The sequence below is a fragment of the Spirochaetia bacterium genome, from assembly GCA_022482625.1.
Taxonomy (GTDB): domain Bacteria; phylum Spirochaetota; class Spirochaetia; order Sphaerochaetales; family Sphaerochaetaceae; genus Pleomorphochaeta.
Window position 1 is genome coordinate 3283172 of record JAKVOU010000001.1, and the last position, 17419, is coordinate 3300590.

Below are 17419 nucleotides of genomic sequence, written 5' to 3' on the forward strand. Positions count from 1 at the left end.
GAGCAATGAGGCTTTTTGCTTTGTGGGATTGTATGCTATCATCACTTCCATCGGAGGTCCTTGATGAAATCGTTGGACACATTTCCTTCCTCTTCACTGGAAGGAATAGAATATATACTTACAGATGTAGATGATACCATTACCACAAAGGGAAAGTTGTTACCGGTTGCCTTGGAAGCTCTTTGGAAGTTCTATGATGCAGGTTACAAGGTGATTTGTGTTACCGGAGGCTCTGCCGGGTGGGCTGATGTATACCTGAGACAATGGCCTATATTTGCTGTCGTGACCGAGAGTGGTGCCGTATCTCTTTACAGAGAGGGAAAGAATTACAGGAAATATATTCATCCTTCGATTGTCAGGGAAGGATATCGCCAGCGTATGGAACATGTCATGGATACCGTCTGTACACAGGTGCCTGGTGCAAAGCTTTCTTCTGACCAGTTTGCAAGGCTTTTTGATATAGCTTTTGATTACGGCAGTGAGCCTCCGTATTTGGATGAAAAGGGTGTATCGGCTGTCGTGAATGTTTGCAGAAGCCTTGGATGCAACACCGCTGTCAGTTCCATCCACGTCAATGCCTGGTTCGGTGATTATGACAAATACACTGGTACAGCCTCATTCTTTTCCCAGATACTGGGTATAGGAGAAAAAGAAATGAAGGCTCGGAGCCTGTATGTCGGAGATGCTCCCAATGATGAGGTGATGTTCAGGAATTTTCCTTTAAGTTTTGCGGTGGGGAATTTCAAGGACAAAGCTTCGCAGGTTACCTATCTTCCCAGTTATCTGGCCAAGGCTGCAGGAGGCGAAGGATTCAGCGAGATTTCAGCAAAGATTTGTCACTAACTTGTAATTTTATGCACTTTGCATGATCTTCCTTGCAATCCTGGCTGATTTGGGTTAGATTGCTTTTGAGGGCAGTCGGGATGTCCGGTTGCCATTTTCAGTATGTTCGACGAGGGTGCCAATTTGCCTGAAAACATTATCAATGACAGTGAAGCTTCAATGAAAGATGTCGCTGGCCTCGCAGGAGTTTCCACTGCCACAGTTTCCCACGTTATCAACGGGAGCCGCAATGTACGCCCTGAGACCCGTAGCAAAGTCGAGAAAGCCATCCAAACATTGTCATATCATGTAAATCCTACTGCCCGTAAGCTCCGTAACGGCCGGTCGTCCATCGTTGGCTTTGTCGTATCAAATCTGACGAACTATTTCTATATTGAAATCGGCAGTGCAATCGAGGCTTTGATTTCACCTGCAGGATACCAACTGTTTTATATGAACAGTGAGGAATCTGCAGAGAAGGAAGCCTCCCATATCAGCAACTGTGTACTCGAGAATTTTGCAGGTCTCATCATTGTCCCTGTGGAACAGGATTGGAAGAAACTTGAAAAATTGATCGGCAATACTCCTTGTGTCTTCCTTGACAGGTGTCCCGCTGGTGCTCGAAAAGATGTCGTATTGTCTACCAACAGCCAAGGAGCATTTTCCGGTGCCATGGAATTGATAAAGCGAGGTGCAAGACATATTGCTTTTCTCGCTCCAAGTCTGGATCCTACTATGCAGGAGCGGATAGAGGGATATGAGGATGCCCTTCATCAGAACGGATTGGAAGTTGACCATGAGTGTGTATTGTTCGGTGATACTCGGCCGAAAACCTTCAGTGACATGCTAAAAGCTAGAGACTGGGATAAATTGCTGGAATTTGTCATTAAGGAAAAACATGTGGATGCGATTTTCTCTGGAAACAGCATATTTGCTTTTTCAGCTTTGAATTATCTGCATCGGAACAATATAAGGATTCCCGAAGATCTGCTATTTGCGACATTCGATGCTGCCTTTTGGATGTATTCGGTCAATTCCCCGGTCATAGCTGTTGAACAAGACAAAACGAAGCTTGGTACCGTGGCTGCGGAATTGTTGATACGCCGTATGTCGGGAGAAGTGTTTCCTTTGGCTGAAAAACGTATCGATACTTCCCTAATTTTGCTCAATGATGCTTGATTTATCTTTTTGAAGGTAAGTAATCGATTTACAATTTATAGAATTTTTTACTTCTCTTGTTGAAAAAACCATGATACAATGAGTAAAATTGAGATGATTGATAAAATTTAAGATAAAAATATGCAGTGATCCTTGACATATACAATGCCGAAGAGAATCTTCATGTTTGTGCAGATCAAAAATTTAATCGATTGTATTTTGTGAATGAATTGATTTGGCCCATAAGGAGTTGATAATGAAACTTTGTAATGCAATGTTGCCTACCTTGGCATCCAAGGGAATCAATGTACCTACCTACGACAGGACAAAGCTGAAACCTAGGCTTGTCCATATGGGACTTGGACACTTTCACCGTGCTCATTACCTGACATATCTTTCCCGACTTCTGGATGCAGGGATCTATGATGGCGGAGTGTTGGAGGTTGACCTTCCTGCCGTTCCCGAGGGTTTTGTCCGAGCTTTGGAAGAACAGGATTACCTCTATTCTGTATTGGACAAGGCAACGGACGGTACGATGCATCTACACATCAATGGACCTATCATTGGCTATGCCAATGCAAAATCCGATCCTGAAAAAGTACTTGCATGGCTGGTGACAGAAACGACGCAGCTTATTACCCTGACCATCACCGAACGAGGCTATTATCAGGATGATGTAACCCAGCAGATTGACTGGAAGCATCCTGATATCATCCATGATCTTCAGGCAGAGGGGAGAGACTGGCCTGTTACCGCAACAGGATTCCTGTCCTTGGCGTTGTCAAGACGCTTTGTCTCGGGGAAAATGCCTGTGACCATCATGAGCTGTGACAATGTTCCTGAAAACGGACATCTCCTGCAGACCTGTATCCTTCAGTTCTGCAAGAAAAAATATCCACAGATCGTACCTTGGATTGAAAGTTCCGTAGCTTTTCCTTGTACCATGGTTGACCGGATTACCCCAGGAACGACCAAGGCTGACATAGAAGAAATTGAACGTAAGTTCGGTATCGAGGATTCCATTCCTGTTCATTGCGAGGATTTCATCCAATGGATCATAGAGGACAGGTCAGTGACACCATTGCCGCCATTTGAAAAAGCAGGTGCGGTTGTTGAGTCCTCCGTCATTCCCTATGAAAAAATGAAAATGCGACTGCTGAACGGTGCGCATAGCGTCATTGGGTATCTGTCTGCCCTTATGGGGCTTGAGTGGGTAGATGAAGGAGCGACTGATCCGCTTATCGGTAATTTTGTCAGGAACCGCTACATGAAGGAAATAATTCCGACACTTGATCCTATCAAGGACGTTGATTTTTCAGCCTATTGTGACAAGCTTATTTCTCGTTTTGCCAACAAAGCCATCAGGGATAAGATTTCACGTCTGTGCCTTGACGGAAGGAAGAAGATGGCCAGTTTTATCTTCCAGCCTTTGATGCAGGCTTTGCAGGAGGGAAAAGAATGTGATAGCCTGATTTTTGCCGTGGCTGCCTGGGCCCGGTACCTGAAAGGCAAGACCGATGCCGGTATGGATATTGTCATTGAGGATGATTTTGCAGAACCATTGCATAAGCTTGCCCTGAATGCAGAGAAAGAACCCCAGACGTTCTTGGAATTTGCAAGTGCTTCCAATCTTTCTGAAGCGCAATGGGCATACCTGTCAAAGACATTTGTCCACTTTTTGGATGATTTCAGGGAGCTTGGTGCACAAGGAAGTCTTTCCAGATTTGAGGAAACACATAGCTGACTTGATATCTGTACTGAAGTCTTGGCTGTCTTACATGGAAAAATTCTCAATTATCAAGTAATATGCATTTCATGGAAAGACTGATAGAAAAATTCAATGGAAGTACCTGCTGTATCCGTGAGTATCTTCTTGGCCAGTCAGCAACAGCCATTGATTTGTTCCGATATGCAAGCGGATACCGGGTATTGCCTGTCAGGGATATCTTCTTTGCACAGATTCCTGTCTTGGGACAGTATAGGATAGGTACCGATTATCTTGTCCTATCGTCCTATCTGCTAGAAACTTCTGTTTCCATGGAATTCAGCAGGTCTGTGATGCTCCATGAGCTGGCCCATTACATCTGCTTTGCCTGTTGGGGAGAGTCAGGGCATTCCAAGAGGTTCGCTGAAGTGGCTTCCGTAATCCATGCACCGGAAGCCTTTGCCCATCCTTCCGTCAGCCTCGATCTTGCGGCGGATACTTCTTCACAGCTTTCGAAGATCAAGAAACTATTGGCCTTGGGCGATTCCAGCAATCCTTATGAAAGTCGCAATGCAATGGAAAAGGCGCGTAAGCTTATGGCCGGACTCGGCATAAAACATATTTCGTCTGACTTTGCTACCGATACAGTCTATTCAGCTGTTTTGGCTTCGATGGACCGTTGTTCTGTCAAGGAAAAAGTCCTGACGTATCTTTGTGATGAAATTGCGGGAGTCTATTCGGTTTTGGAGAGATTGGACAAAGGGTGCCGTGTACGAATATTCGGTACTGTAAGTCAAGTCGAAGTTGCCTGTTACGTCTATGATTATCTTGAAGGATCCTTGTCTGCTGAATACAAGGCCATGCGAAAACAAGGGATGATCAAGGGAAGGGCACTGTCAAGTTTCTACAATGGTGTCTATGCCGAGATGTCCAAACGTTTTGACGTGCGGTCGGTAAGTTCAGATGAAACAGCAAGGGCTTTGACCAAGGTACATGATGACAACAGGCATAAGGCTGAATCGTGTTACTATGGTTCAGGTGTCTTGCATGCCCAGCACAGAAGCTACTATCAAAGGAATGAAGCGGCATATGCAATTGGAAAGAAAGTAGGACAGCATACCCACATACGGAAAGCTGTTACCGTAAGCTCTTCCGGAGGTAGGCTTCTTGAATAATATTGTAGTAATCAGGTTGATGCGATGGTCATCTGTACTTTTATTGAATAATTGCCTGCAGGGATATCTTTCCCTGTTGTCTGCCAGTAGAAATGGAAAGAGAGGATGTTTCCCGATTGGATGCCTGATGAGATGGTGAATTTTGGTTCCAATACGTATGAGTCGGTGGAAATGTTGGTCGAGCCCTGTGTCTCGTTGTTGTAGAAGTACAGTGGAATTCCTGAATCGGAACCTGTGGAACTGACGAAATCCTTTGTGCCATACTGTTCCGTTACTGCAAAGGAAATGTCATAGGATTTTGATTGGTAGTAGTTGCTTTGGTACTCAAGGTAATAGTTTTGGGTTTTTCCATTTTTGCTGAAATCATAATTGTTGCTGTCGACATAATCGGAACCTTCCACATTCGTGTATCTGTCTGATTCCGTGTAGAGTCCAAAAGTGGCTATGGAACCGTCGTAGATGATGTCCATAGGATAGGAAAAAGGAATGGAGAGCTTTGGTCCGGGTAGGTTGATGTACGCACTGCTTACGTTTCCGTAAAGTGGCAGCAGGACTAGGGACATTAAGATTGAAGCTATGCCGAATGTATTGATTTTCATTGCTGCCTCCTTATAAATCTATTATGCTGTCCCAGCCATTTTTGTTGCTTTCGTCGGTAGTGAAATTGAAATAGATGATATCACGATAATGTCCGGCCTCTATGTTCGAAAGACTTACGCCGCTGTTCGGTTTGATCCTTATGTCCAGTCCGAGAGAGTACGACGGTTCAAAGCCTCTGAGAAGGAATTTCGTTGATGTGCTGAATATAGGCGCAGATGCCCGTTCAAATTTCAATTCATAGGGGATGTCCTGTTTGTAATCAGAATCAAGGTCAGGATGGAGGGCGAAATCATTTGCCGTGGAAATCTGGCAACCTATCTTGTATGTTTTGTCAGCCGGAGTATTTCCTGTGACATTCAGGTCAAGCTCACATAACTTACGGAACGTGTCAGCAAAACCGGTACTTTCGAATATGCCTTCAGGGTCCGCACCATATCCCTGCCATATGTTGAAGGTATAAGTTCTGACCTTGGTCTTTCCGCCTGTGATTTCAATGGGGCCGATAGATCTGTTGAGCCATTGGGAATTGATGAGATAGTATTTTGCCTTGTCCTGCGTGGTATTGTCATTCAATACGAAAGCATCATCGTCTTTCAGGTAGAAATAGGCATCAGTACTTTTGGACAGGCTGAATTGGAGTGAGACGGCAGAGCCGGAAGAGAGATTCTCTTCCCAGCTGTAATCGGTAAGCACATAGTAGAAATCGATGGTTTCACCGGCACTGACGTTGCCTAGGCGAAACCATGTCCAGTTGCTGCCTGCTGTATCGAACTGATACTTTGTCTGTGCGTCAGGGCTGAATTCCCCATAGCAGCTCGAATCGGTCTCAGAGGCAAAGAACGTCGAAAAAGTAGCAGAATATGAGTATTTTCCGTCATCAGTTACCACATTCAAGCTTCCGCTTGTTTGGAAATGATACTGTTCAGCTCCGATATAAAGGTTCTTGAAGTCCTTGCTGAAAGTGAATGAAGCAATCTTGATACAGATGATATTGTTCTTGCCTTGGTCTGAAAAACTGGAGTTGAGCGTCGTATAAGGTACCGAATTGAGAGCTGTATCATCCAGTGAAGTTATTTGGGTATTCTGATTGAAAAATAAATTTTCAGTTATGTCAGGATTGGTAAGGGAAGCAAAGAGCGGAGAAATTAACATGCTTAGTGCAAATAGGCAAGAAACACACATCTTCATGTATTTTTTCAATTCAGATTCCTCCTCAATATAAGCTTCTTATGTCAAGAGTTTTAAAACTTGTTAATTCACTCTTAGCTTTATTATACTCTTATTCGACCCATCTTGTCTACTTCTTTCTGGTAGAAATCAGTTTTTTTTGAGATAATGATTTTTTATAATAAATCAAATTATGACATATCTTGCAGAAAACATTCGCGCATGGTGTGATACTTGCCGTTTGTTGGATTTAAAGGTACCATGAAGGACATGAAACGGGATATTGGAACAACAGATGATCATAAAGGCACCCTGATAATAAAGTTGATAATCAGCATAGTTGTCCTGATAGTAGTCCTGGTAGTCCTTGGCAAATGGACCAAGTCCCTGAGACAGAAATATGAAGAAGAAAGACTTCGGACGGAACTTACTAAGGTAATCGACAAGGAAGGAACACAGGGCGTCCTCGGTCTTGCCGGGGTGAAAGTAAATGACATTGTCTATGGTAAGAGCGGTGTATCACTTGTCCTGGATGATGGCTCGGCTTGGCAGTATACCAGTGAAGAAGAACAAAACATGCGGGTATGGCAGAAGTGCAACAAGACTGTAGTCCATATCTCGACCAGTCAAGTCCGTGATAAAAGTAACATAATAGATGCTGAAGTAGTCAATGAATCAGGTTCTGGAGTTCTCTTCAGTACCAAGGGATATGTACTGACCAATTCACATGTCATCAGCAAGGGTGAAGCAATTTCCGTAACTCTTGCCGATGGATCTGCCTTTCCCGCCAAAGTCATCGGCAATGATCCTGTGGATGATCTTGCAGTCTTGCAGATTGATACAAAGTCAGATGTTTCCCTTGATTTGATTTCATTTGGAACAAGCGGAGATTTGAAGATCGGGCAGCGTGTACTTGCAATCGGCAATCCCTATGGATATGACCGGACAATGACCCAAGGTATCATCTCTGGGCTGGGAAGAGCGGTACAGACAAGCCAGAATGGTCTTATCATGGGAATGATCCAGACGGATGCCGCAATCGGTCCGGGAAACAGCGGTGGGCCTTTGCTTGACCTGCATGGAAATATGATTGGGCTCAATGCAGCCATAACGACTGGAACGGAAGGCGGAGCCAGCCTGAACTTTGCCATTCCTGTCGATACCGTTTCTTCAATCCTTCCTGATTTGATTGAGAAAGGCAAGGTTGAAAGAGGCTGGCTTGACTTGGTCCCTATCCAGATGACTCCACAACTTGCTGAATATCTGGGCAGCAATGTGGAGGAAGGGCTTTTGGTCAGTCAGGTAGTTGCAGGAGGAAAGGCCGAGAAAGCCGGTATCAGGGGCGGGACGACTTTGGTCAGCTATGGAGCTTCGAAATTTTATCTGGGCGGCGATATCATAACGGAAATCAATGGTGAAAAAGTGGCATCATACAATGATTATTATAAAGCTTTGCTACCGACCAAGAGCGGGGATAAAGCAGATCTTACCATCATCAGGGATGGGAAGACAAAACATGTTTCCGTGGTATTGATTGAACGTGAACAATCAGATGTGGCTGCCATATTACATTGAGGATGGCGACAGGTGAAGAAAAATAATGAAGCTGACTCCTTGGGAAAAGCTCCGGAAGAAAGCAAGATCGCATTCAGTGAGCCTTGGGCTGATGAAGGCTTCAAGAACCTACATGATGCATTGGGTGGAAAGGACCGGCCTTTGCATGTGGTTTCGCCTTATGAACCGGCAGGGGACCAGCAACAGGCCATAGACAAGCTTGCGGCAGGCATAAAGGCCGGAGACCGGGCTCAGGTACTCAAGGGTGTCACTGGCTCTGGAAAAACCTATACGATGGCGAAGATAATCGAAAAGGTTGACAGGCCGACATTGGTACTTTCTCATAACAAGACACTGGCAGCCCAGCTGTTCAGGGAATTCAAGGACTTTTTTCCCGATAATGCAGTAGAGTACTTTGTTTCGACATATGATTATTATCAACCCGAGGCATATGTACCGGGCAAGGATCTGTACATAGAAAAGACTGCAGATATAAATCAGGAAATAGACCGGTTGAGACTTTCTGCTTCATTTTCTCTGATGGAAAGGAGGGACGTGATCGTCGTCTCGACAGTTTCCTGTATCTATGGCTTGGGCAACCCTGTCAGTCTCCATGATATGGTACGGACTTACAGGAAAGGCCAGGTGTTTGACCATACTGTGGAACTGGAACAGCTGAGCCGCATGCTGTATGAACGCAATGATGCATTGTTGCAGCGAGGTTCCTTTCGTGTGCGGGGAGATGTCATCGAAATCTGTCCTGCATATCTTGAGAATGCAGTCAGGATTTCACTTGATTGGGATGTGATTGATTCCATAATTTGGTTTGATCCTCTTACAGGTGAGAAGCAGGCTTCGGTCGAAGCTTTTACGCTTTATCCCGCAAAGCAGTTTGTCATGCCACAGGATGCCGTAAAGAAAGCTATCGGCAGGATTGAATCGGAGCTTACCTCACAGATTGAGTTTTTCAGAAACAGCGGAAAGATCCTCGAGGCAGAACGGATAAAGACACGGGTGGAATATGACCTTGAAATGCTGAAGGAAATAGGGTATTGCTCCGGCATGGAGAATTATTCCAGGCCGCTTACCGGCAGACAAGAGGGAGAGCGACCCGCTTGTCTGCTTGATTATTTTCCGAAGGATTTCATTACTTTCATTGATGAAAGCCATGTTACCTTACCGCAGGTAGGTGCCATGTACGAAGGGGACCGCGCTCGCAAACTTAATCTTGTCAATTATGGTTTCCGTTTGCCATCTGCCTTGGACAACCGCCCGTTGAAGTACAGTGAGTTCGATACAGTCGTAGGACAGAGGGTATATGTTTCTGCTACACCGGGACAAAATGAACTTTCGCAAGCCAAACAGATAGTAGAGCAGATAATCAGGCCGACCGGTCTGCTTGATCCGAAGATTGAGGTTAGAAGCTCTGAAGGCCAGATGGAAGATTTATATAAGGAAATCAAGCTTACCATTGCAAAAGGCCAACGTGTGCTGGTTACGACATTGACGAAGAAGATGGCAGAGGACCTTACGGACTATTTTGTCAACCTCGGTCTCAAGGTACGTTACTTGCATAGTGAGATTGAGACGATTGAGAGAGTTGAGATCCTTAGGGATCTGCGGCTTGGTACATTCGATGTGTTGATCGGCATAAACTTGCTGAGGGAAGGCCTTGACCTTCCTGAGGTGGCCTTGGTGGCTATCCTGGATGCCGACAAAATTGGTTTCCTTCGTTCCACTACATCCTTGATACAGACGATAGGACGAGCTTCCAGGAATGCTGAAGGCAGGGTATTGATGTATGCTGACAGAGTCAGCGATGCCATGGAGGATGCAATCCACGAAACCGAGCGTCGGCGGACGATCCAGATGGAATTCAATACGGCACACGGGATTACACCGAAAACAATCAAAAAGGCCATCAATGATATCCTTGAAAGAGAAGTCGAAGATGACAAACAGGATGCAAAGAGTGATATTGCCATCCGGCGTGGTGGGTATAACCTCCTGATAAAGAGTGATCGGAACAAATATATCAAGGAATTGGAAAAAGAAATGTTACGTTTGGCAAAGGACCTGGAATATGAGAAAGCAGCAGTACTCAGGGATGAAATTGAGGCTGTGAAGGCAGGTGCCCTGACAAAGTAAGTCTGTGTTGCCATTTGTTGCATTTGACGTTACTATTCAGAGAAAAGTCAGATGCCGGAGTACGTGTATGATCTTATGGCATACGGGATGGAGGAGCAACTGGTGAAAGATAAGATGAATGGTTTCTGCCTCAAAGGCAATTTCATTTATATGAATGATGCAGGACAACTTCAGACTGTCGTAGGCGGATATGGTGTATGCGTTGACGGCATATCACAAGGTGTATTCAAGCAACTGCCTGCTGCGTATAAGGGTTTTCCTATAGAAGACAGGGGTGAAGAACTTATACTTCCCGGACTTGTCGATCTCCATGCACATGCTCCCCAATATGGTTATAGAGGCATAGGAAAGGAATTGGAATTGCTTGATTGGCTTGAAACATATACGTTTCCAATCGAGAAGAAGTTCGGAGATCTTGACTATGCAAGGCAATCCTATCAGCTGTTTGTCGATGATCTCTTGGCGTCTGCTACTACCCGTATCGTACTTTTTGCAACCATACATGTCCCCGCAACCTTGTTTTTGATGCAGTTGCTGGAAACCTCAGGTATGGTGTCGTTTGTCGGTAAAGTCAATATGGACCGTAACAGTCCTGATTATTACCGTGAGACATCTGCACGAGCATCATTGGAAGCAACCAGGAATTTCCTTGACGAAGTTGCATCATCCGGTTTTTCTTCAACGTATCCTATACTGACTCCAAGGTTCATACCTAGTTGCAGTGATGAGCTTATGCATGGATTGGGTAAGATTCAGGAAGACTATGATGTACCGGTACAATCCCATCTTTCCGAGAATCGGAAAGAAATCGCATGGGTCAGGCAACTGTGTCCGGATGCACGGTTCTATGGTGATTGTTACTATCGGGATGGCTTGTTCGGTGGGGGTGCCCCGACAATCATGGCTCATTGTGTCTCTTCTTCGGAAGACGAAATTGAACTGATGGCAAAGCAGGGAGTATTTGTTGCCCATTGTCCTTCGTCAAATGAATGTATTGCCAGTGGCATTGCTCCTATCCGCAGATATCTGGACCGTGGAATGAATGTTGGTTTCGGCAGTGATGTTGCAGGTGGATATACGCTTTCGATTTTCAATGAGATGGCAGAAGCATTGAAGCTGTCGAAGATGTACTGGAGATACCTTGATGAAAAATGTTCACCACTTTCTGTCAGAGAGGTATTTGATATGGCAACGAGAAGGGGAGGCAGGTTCTTCGGTAAGGTAGGAAGCTTTGATCCTGGCTACCAGTTTGATGCCGTTTCCATTGATGACTCGGCAATCAGAAGTTTGGTGTCCCATACGCTTGAAAATCGTCTTGAACGGCTTATATACCTACATGAAACTTGTAAGCTGACGCAGAAATATATCAAGGGAAAATTGGTCTTCAGCTCAAACCGGCACAACGGTCGCTAATAGGCAAATAAGATTAGATCGGATCTGCCTCCGTTTGTCATTGGGTGCTGATGACTGGTACCAGATCCGTTGTCAGATAGCGGAATCTGTTGATGGGTTATGATGTATGCATACAGGCTGTCGGTCGTCAGCAGATTGCAGCTGTCACAGGCGGGAGGCAGTCCATCGGACAGCTTTCCTTGTATGCCGTCTGCCTGTACCGCACTAGGAACGATCGTGTTTTCCAACTGTCCTTTCGTACCGTCACACCATCCAAGACCTTCCAAAAGGGCCTTTGTAAAATATCCATGGATATGGTCATGAAGCAATGGACTGGGCTCATGGCTTGTATTGTCCGATGTTGTTGCACAGAGCACGTAGATGTCGTCTTTATATGTCGGATCTGTACCATATAGCTTTTCCAATGCAGCTTTCCACACATTTCCTGCAGTCAGCTTCGAAATGGTCGTGCTGTTTTGCCTGATGAAATTTCCACAGAAGCAGGAATCTGAAATAATGAGTTTTTTCCCAGGGATCTTTGATAGTTCTGCAAATAGTTCTTCAGGACTGAGCAACTGGCTCTCATTTATATTTCCATTGCAGATTGTCCTGCCTGTCTTTTCATCAGTACAACCGAGAAGCCAGCTTCCTTTTTCCCTGTCACCATGTCCACTGTAGCTGATGATTGTCAGGTCATTTTCACTTGCAATTGTAATCTGCTGTCTCAAGTAGGACAGCAGGTGGTCTTTTGAGGGATATGAGGGACATGTGAGAGTTTCCGTTCCATACAGGGGACCAGCCTGCTGGAATTTTGTACCATGGAAGTTCCTCGCACATCTGGCAGTGTTTTCTTCGAAGGCTTTTGTAAGTTCATTGCTGTCATTGATCGTGCCTTTGAGTGTCGTAACATTTGTGTTTGCATAATCCAATGCTATGGAAAGCAGATATATATCTCCATGCTGTCTGGGGCTGTTGAATTCCATCGAGCAGCTGGTGGTGAGCAAACATGACAAGAGAACAAGTAGGATGCAACCTTTCTTTTTCATATCCAAGCCTCCTTCCTACTTGCATCAATTTCTTCTGTTTTGCTTGTATCGGGAGGAAAAGGAAAAAGTAAGTATGTGGAATGTCAGGTTGTCATGCCGCTGATACTGAGACCGATGCCGAATGCAGGACAGAGCAATTCCTTTCGGTAGATGAGGTTCAATGGTGTTACGATTGCAAGCTGGATATGATTGCTTTCACAAACTATGTAACGGGCAAGGACAGATGCCTGTAGATAAGCTTCAAGGTTGTCTGTTTTTCCCAAAGCTGCCATTCCTTGCATGAATATACTCAGTACAGACAGTTTCTTTGTGATTTCATAACCGATGTTGATACCGCCGGCATAACCATTGAAAGGTCTTTGCCTGTTATTGCCTACGAATGAAGATGAATCTATGTTGAGAAAGCCGATGGATAATCCTATGTAGAACTTATTGTATTTGAGAAAAGGACTGATGACCAGGTTGTTTCCGCCTGCATTGTAGGTTACCGCATCATTGCTTTCGCTGATATCATAAGAAGTTTCTATCAAGCCGGAGAAACTGGCCTCTATGCCTAGTTTGCTATCTACATTCTTTGCATGGAGGGAGGAGATGAACATGCTTAAGCATAATATCAGGAGTATTGTCTTTGTCTGTTTGTTTATATTTTTTCTTTTCATACTTACTTCTATCAACTTGAATAGTGTTTTCTGTTTCTACTCCAGTGAATGACCATCCTTGAATTCAGTGATTGCCCGTTTTCTGATGGAAAGACTGACAGCTTGATCAGCAGGCCGATACGGTGTCATCGCGGTGATAAGATAACCTCTCCATCTGCAGGAAAGCAGATAGGCATTGCCCCTGTATTCCGTTTTTGTTACAGTGGCATCCCGAAGCAGGACATAGGGGAAAAGTTCAGGATTTCCTAATCTCAGGCTATCTATTACCTTGATATCTTCAGGACGGATGAAGGCAAGATGGTCAGTCGTATCTATTTTTTCGGAGGAGGTAGCATCATTGCCAAGTGCAAGTCTTTCATCATTTCCTTGTAGCAGTGTCCATGGAAGGAGGTTGCCTTCACCGATGAAAGAAGCTGCAAACAAAGTCTTTGGATGATGGTAGATTTCTTCTCCCGTACCGACTTGTTCGATTTTTCCATCGTTCATCACGATGATATGGTCGCTGATGGTCAGGGCTTCCATTTGGTCATGGGTAACGTAGATCATCGTGACCTTTGGTACGGTCATGGATGTCTCTGATGGTCTTTCTGAGAATCATACGGAGCTTTGCATCAAGTGCTGAGAGCGGTTCATCAAGAAGCAGGAGCTTCGGATCTGATGCAAGTGCCCTTGCCAATGCTACCCGTTGTTTCTCACCTCCGGAAAGACTGTCAATTTTTCTTTTTCCGAAGCCTTCAAGATTGACTGTTTCCAATAATTCATATACTCGCTTTAATCTTTCTGTTTTCTTGATTTTCCTTAGTTTGAGCGGATAGGCAATGTTGTTTTCAACATTCAGGTGAGGATAAAGTGCATAGTCTTGGAATACCAGGGCCATACCTCGCTGATAGACAGGCTGGTTGGATATATCGATGCCATTCCATGTCAGTGTACCTTCATCAGGCCTTTGGAGTCCCGTGATCAGCTGGAGTGTCGTGCTTTTCCCGCAACCGCTTGGTCCGATGATGGAAACAAGTTCACCTTCCGGTATGTCAAAGGAAACCTCAAGTTCAAATTGTTCATATTCTTTACGTAGGGTACATGACAATCCGTTGTGTATCATATGCTTAGCCTCTTTGTATGTTCGCTTGTTACGAAGACGACGGCACAGACGGCAATAAGTATTGTTCCCAAGGCACATGCGCCGTTATAATTGTATGATCCTATCAGACGATACATGACGATCGGCAGTGTGACCAGATGGGAAGATGCAAGGGTCAGTGTCGCATTGATTTCCCCCATGCTCAAAGCAAAGGCAAAGATTGCTCCGCTGATCAAGGCATTCCGAAGCAATGGGATTTCAACGGTAAGAAAAGCTTGGAATGGAGTTGCTCCCAAGGTCTGTGCACTGCTGTTCAATGCTTGCGGCAGTTTCCTTAATTCAGGGGTTACTGTCCTCAGTACGAATGGCAAGGAGATGATCAGATGGGCCAATACCACCATGATAAAGCCATTGCCATGTATCCGGGCTGCTATAAGATAGTAACCCAGTCCGATGATGACACTTGAAATTGCCATTGGCAACATGCCTAAAAGTTCAATCAATGATGCAGACAATGAGTGTTGTCGTTTTGCTCCCGTAGCTATCATAAGAGACAGCGGCATTGAGAGAAGTGCAACGACTGTTGCTATGATCAAAGAATTCCTTATGGCAGGAAGGGCTTCTCCCATGCCCCCTGTAGCTGTCTTGTAGCCAAAGAGTTCCTTGTACCAGCGGAGCGTCAGCTGCATACCATTGACTTGCGAAGCTTTCGTCAGGAAAGATTTGACTATGATGGAAAGCATCGGTGCAAGGACAAATACAGCTACAAGAAAGGCATAGATGACTGCCGACATTTTACCAAAGGATGAAGCAGGACGTTTTTCCTTTTCAATTTCTTGGGTACTGTATTCACTGGTATGCATGCTTCTTGTTGCTGCATTATAAAGAATCAGGATCAACAGGCATAAGAGTATGGACACGATGGCATATGCACTTGCACCTCCTAAATCAAGGGTAATGCGTGCCCTACGGTAGATTTCCACTTCCATGGTCGTATACTGCGGTCCTCCACCAAGCACCAGGATGATGGCAAAACTGGTAAAGCAGAAGAGAAACACAAGTAGAGAAGAGGAAAGGATAGCCGGTATAAGCCTTGGCAGGGTAATGTACCTGAAGGTCTGCATCCGGGTTGCTCCGGAAACTGCCGAGGAAAGCTCAAGGCGTCCGTCCAGATTATCTTGATATGTAGTCACTAGATTAAGGATAATGGGAAAATTGTAAAATGCATGTGCCAGAATGATGGCTTTGAATGAATAGAGTATTTTCAGGGGAGGATCATCCAGATGGAACAGTTTCATCAGCAAAAGGTTGAGGAAACCGCTGTTACCATAGAAGATTACAAAACCAAGTACGACCAATATGGAAGGCAAGACGAATGGTATGGTGCTGATTCCCAGGATGAAACGCTTTTGCCTGATATTATACGTTGAAAGCAGATAGGCTCCCGGTAGGCCGATGGCAAGTGAGAGCAGGGTTGAAAGCAGTGCCTGATAGGTCGTGAACCAAAGTATTTTCCACGTGTATGGATCATCGAAGGTGTGCTTCAATAAGCTTAGGGTAAAACTTCCGTTGACGTAGAACGCTTGTAGGAGGGTGGACATAAGCGGTAGCAAGAACAACAGTAGCAACAGGACAATTGCAGGAACAGGGAGCAACGTAAGATAGAGTGGGTTGTCAGTTATATTTTTTTTTCTCATGTCCTTGACTCCGAAATGCAATATGATAAAACGGCTGTTTCAATGATACTCTTTTTTGCCATGGATTTACAATTGAATCATGAAAGGAAAAAATGACCCTCTTCCTTGTTTGTAAAGAAAAGAGGGTCTCTTGTCATGTATTGCTATTCGACCATTGCCTTTGTCCAATTGTCCAGCCACTTATCCAGGTTGTCCTGGACCCGCTGGGGATCGATGGATAATTTCTTGGGTTTCGGAGCCCACTTATAGGCATCCGGAAGCTTGATGGATGTATTGGCCGGATACATTGAATTTGCAATTGCTATGTCAAGCTGTGCATCGGTAAGCACGTAGTCAATGAAAGCTTCACTGCTTGCCACATCCTTGCAACTCTTTGTCAAGCCGATACCTTCGATGGTAGTTGCATGACCTTCGGGGAAGATGACATCCTGATAACGTGTCGTATTTTCATTCATGACATGGTAGACCGGACTGGTGGTATAGGAGAGTACCAAAGGAGCTTCTCCTTCAGTGAATGCTCCGTAGGCGCTTGACCAGCCACCGGCGATAGTGAGGGCATTTTTTTTCATTGCTTTCCACCAGTCAAGATAGCCGTTCTCGGAGAATTCCTCGATTGTCCAGATCAGCAGTCCGACACCGGTGGAGGATGTCCTCGGGTCAATCAGTATTACCTTGTCCTTGAAACGGGGATCGGTAAGATCTTCCAGGTCCTTTGGCAATTCATCCTTGCTGAGTTTCTGGCTGTCATAGACAAAACCATAGTTGCCATAGTCGAACGGAAGGAGCCTATGGGTGGGGTCAAAGATCAAGCTGGGATCGATATTGGCCAGGTTTGCTGATTCATAAGGAACGAGAAGATCAGCCTTGTAGGCTTTCGTTGCCATATCATCCGAAATGCCGATGACGACATCAGCTTTCGGATCATTCTTTTCCACTTCCATCCGGGTCAGCATTTCACCTGTAGTTCCGGCACTGACCAGATTGACGCTGATACCGGTCTTTGCCTGGAAATCCTTGATGAGCTTCGGGCCTGGCCCCCAATCCCCGCAGAAGGAATCGTTGGCATAGACGGTGATACTTTTGTTTGCAGGTGAACTGTTGCCTGCAGCAGTTGAAACTGTCTCCGCAGTACCGTTTGCAAACAGTAGAGCTGAAGATAAAACGATGGCAATTCCCATCAAAAATGGCTTATGATACATAAAGCCCTCCTTAATT

General features: G+C 45.0%; 15 protein-coding genes. 7 read left to right on the forward strand and 8 right to left on the reverse strand.

The window, feature by feature from the left end; all coding sequences use genetic code 11:
* Positions 1-63 precede the first annotated feature (63 nt).
* The 4 genes from LKE40_14905 to LKE40_14920 all read left to right on the forward strand — a co-directional run bounded on the left by LKE40_14905 (position 64) and on the right by LKE40_14920 (position 4860).
* Entirely contained in the window at positions 64-843 is a 780-nt protein-coding gene (locus LKE40_14905) for a haloacid dehalogenase (GenBank protein ID MCH3918717.1), read from the forward strand.
* Positions 844-945: 102 nt separating this feature from the next.
* Positions 946-2001: a LacI family transcriptional regulator gene (locus LKE40_14910; GenBank protein ID MCH3918718.1), complete on the forward strand. Its 1056-nt coding sequence runs from the start codon at positions 946-948 to the stop codon at positions 1999-2001.
* A 235-nt stretch (positions 2002-2236) separates the two neighbouring features.
* Positions 2237-3724 (forward strand): mannitol dehydrogenase family protein, encoded by a 1488-nt coding sequence (locus LKE40_14915; protein MCH3918719.1) that lies wholly within the window; start codon positions 2237-2239, stop codon positions 3722-3724.
* Positions 3725-3795: 71 nt separating this feature from the next.
* A complete protein-coding gene (locus LKE40_14920; protein ID MCH3918720.1) occupies positions 3796-4860 on the forward strand; it encodes a DUF2786 domain-containing protein in 1065 nt (354 codons plus the stop codon).
* An 11-nt stretch (positions 4861-4871) separates the two neighbouring features.
* Here the strand turns inward: LKE40_14920 and LKE40_14925 are convergent, their stop codons facing one another.
* Positions 4872-5459: a hypothetical protein gene (locus tag LKE40_14925; GenBank protein MCH3918721.1), complete on the reverse strand. Its 588-nt coding sequence runs from the start codon at positions 5457-5459 to the stop codon at positions 4872-4874.
* A 10-nt stretch (positions 5460-5469) separates the two neighbouring features.
* Positions 5470-6612 carry a hypothetical protein gene (locus tag LKE40_14930; protein MCH3918722.1) on the reverse strand — a complete coding sequence of 381 codons (1143 nt, stop codon included), beginning with the start codon at positions 6610-6612 and terminating at the stop codon, positions 5470-5472.
* A gap of 285 nt (positions 6613-6897) precedes the next feature.
* Between LKE40_14930 and LKE40_14935 the strand changes: the two genes are divergently transcribed.
* The 3 genes from LKE40_14935 (at position 6898) to LKE40_14945 (ending at position 11742) form a co-directional block, all read left to right on the forward strand.
* Complete coding sequence (locus LKE40_14935) at positions 6898-8202, forward strand: trypsin-like peptidase domain-containing protein (protein MCH3918723.1); 1305 nt, start codon at positions 6898-6900, stop codon at positions 8200-8202.
* Positions 8203-8343: 141 nt separating this feature from the next.
* A complete protein-coding gene (gene uvrB, locus LKE40_14940; protein ID MCH3918724.1) occupies positions 8344-10329 on the forward strand; it encodes an excinuclease ABC subunit B in 1986 nt (661 codons plus the stop codon).
* 102 nt (positions 10330-10431) lie between these two features.
* Positions 10432-11742: an amidohydrolase family protein gene (locus tag LKE40_14945; GenBank protein MCH3918725.1), complete on the forward strand. Its 1311-nt coding sequence runs from the start codon at positions 10432-10434 to the stop codon at positions 11740-11742.
* On the opposite strand, the gene LKE40_14950 is transcribed toward LKE40_14945, so the two are convergent.
* The 6 genes from LKE40_14950 to LKE40_14975 form a co-directional block, all read right to left on the reverse strand.
* Positions 11739-12767: a caspase family protein gene (locus LKE40_14950; protein ID MCH3918726.1), complete on the reverse strand. Its 1029-nt coding sequence runs from the start codon at positions 12765-12767 to the stop codon at positions 11739-11741. The genes LKE40_14945 and LKE40_14950 overlap by 4 nt on opposite strands.
* A gap of 83 nt (positions 12768-12850) precedes the next feature.
* On the reverse strand, positions 12851-13426 hold the full coding sequence (locus LKE40_14955) for a hypothetical protein (GenBank protein MCH3918727.1): 576 nt from the start codon (positions 13424-13426) through the stop codon (positions 12851-12853).
* 36 nt (positions 13427-13462) lie between these two features.
* Positions 13463-13993, reverse strand: a complete 531-nt coding sequence (locus LKE40_14960) for a hypothetical protein (protein MCH3918728.1) — start codon at positions 13991-13993, stop codon at positions 13463-13465.
* Complete coding sequence (locus tag LKE40_14965; protein MCH3918729.1) at positions 13953-14528, reverse strand: ABC transporter ATP-binding protein; 576 nt, start codon at positions 14526-14528, stop codon at positions 13953-13955. Before LKE40_14965 ends, LKE40_14960 begins: the two co-directional genes overlap by 41 nt.
* A complete protein-coding gene (locus LKE40_14970; protein ID MCH3918730.1) occupies positions 14525-16204 on the reverse strand; it encodes an iron ABC transporter permease in 1680 nt (559 codons plus the stop codon). Before LKE40_14970 ends, LKE40_14965 begins: the two co-directional genes overlap by 4 nt.
* A 143-nt stretch (positions 16205-16347) precedes the next feature.
* Positions 16348-17403 carry a thiamine ABC transporter substrate-binding protein gene (locus tag LKE40_14975; GenBank protein ID MCH3918731.1) on the reverse strand — a complete coding sequence of 352 codons (1056 nt, stop codon included), beginning with the start codon at positions 17401-17403 and terminating at the stop codon, positions 16348-16350.
* Positions 17404-17419: the final 16 nt, after the last annotated feature.

Bases quoted from the DNA above. Each gene is read 5' to 3' on its own strand.
- LKE40_14935 (MCH3918723.1), top strand. From the start codon at position 6,898: ATGAAACGGGATATTGGAACAACAGATGATCATAAAGGCACCCTGATA.
- LKE40_14920 (MCH3918720.1), top strand. From the start codon at position 3,796: ATGGAAAGACTGATAGAAAAATTCAATGGAAGTACCTGCTGTATCCGT.
- LKE40_14970 (MCH3918730.1), bottom strand. From the start codon at position 16,204: ATGAGAAAAAAAAATATAACTGACAACCCACTCTATCTTACGTTGCTC.
- LKE40_14950 (MCH3918726.1), bottom strand. From the start codon at position 12,767: ATGAAAAAGAAAGGTTGCATCCTACTTGTTCTCTTGTCATGTTTGCTC.
- LKE40_14975 (MCH3918731.1), bottom strand. From the start codon at position 17,403: ATGTATCATAAGCCATTTTTGATGGGAATTGCCATCGTTTTATCTTCA.
- LKE40_14965 (MCH3918729.1), bottom strand. From the start codon at position 14,528: ATGATACACAACGGATTGTCATGTACCCTACGTAAAGAATATGAACAA.
- LKE40_14930 (MCH3918722.1), bottom strand. From the start codon at position 6,612: ATGTTAATTTCTCCGCTCTTTGCTTCCCTTACCAATCCTGACATAACT.
- LKE40_14925 (MCH3918721.1), bottom strand. From the start codon at position 5,459: ATGAAAATCAATACATTCGGCATAGCTTCAATCTTAATGTCCCTAGTC.
- LKE40_14915 (MCH3918719.1), top strand. From the start codon at position 2,237: ATGAAACTTTGTAATGCAATGTTGCCTACCTTGGCATCCAAGGGAATC.
- LKE40_14955 (MCH3918727.1), bottom strand. From the start codon at position 13,426: ATGAAAAGAAAAAATATAAACAAACAGACAAAGACAATACTCCTGATA.
- LKE40_14910 (MCH3918718.1), top strand. From the start codon at position 946: ATGTTCGACGAGGGTGCCAATTTGCCTGAAAACATTATCAATGACAGT.
- LKE40_14905 (MCH3918717.1), top strand. From the start codon at position 64: ATGAAATCGTTGGACACATTTCCTTCCTCTTCACTGGAAGGAATAGAA.
- LKE40_14960 (MCH3918728.1), bottom strand. From the start codon at position 13,993: ATGACCGTACCAAAGGTCACGATGATCTACGTTACCCATGACCAAATG.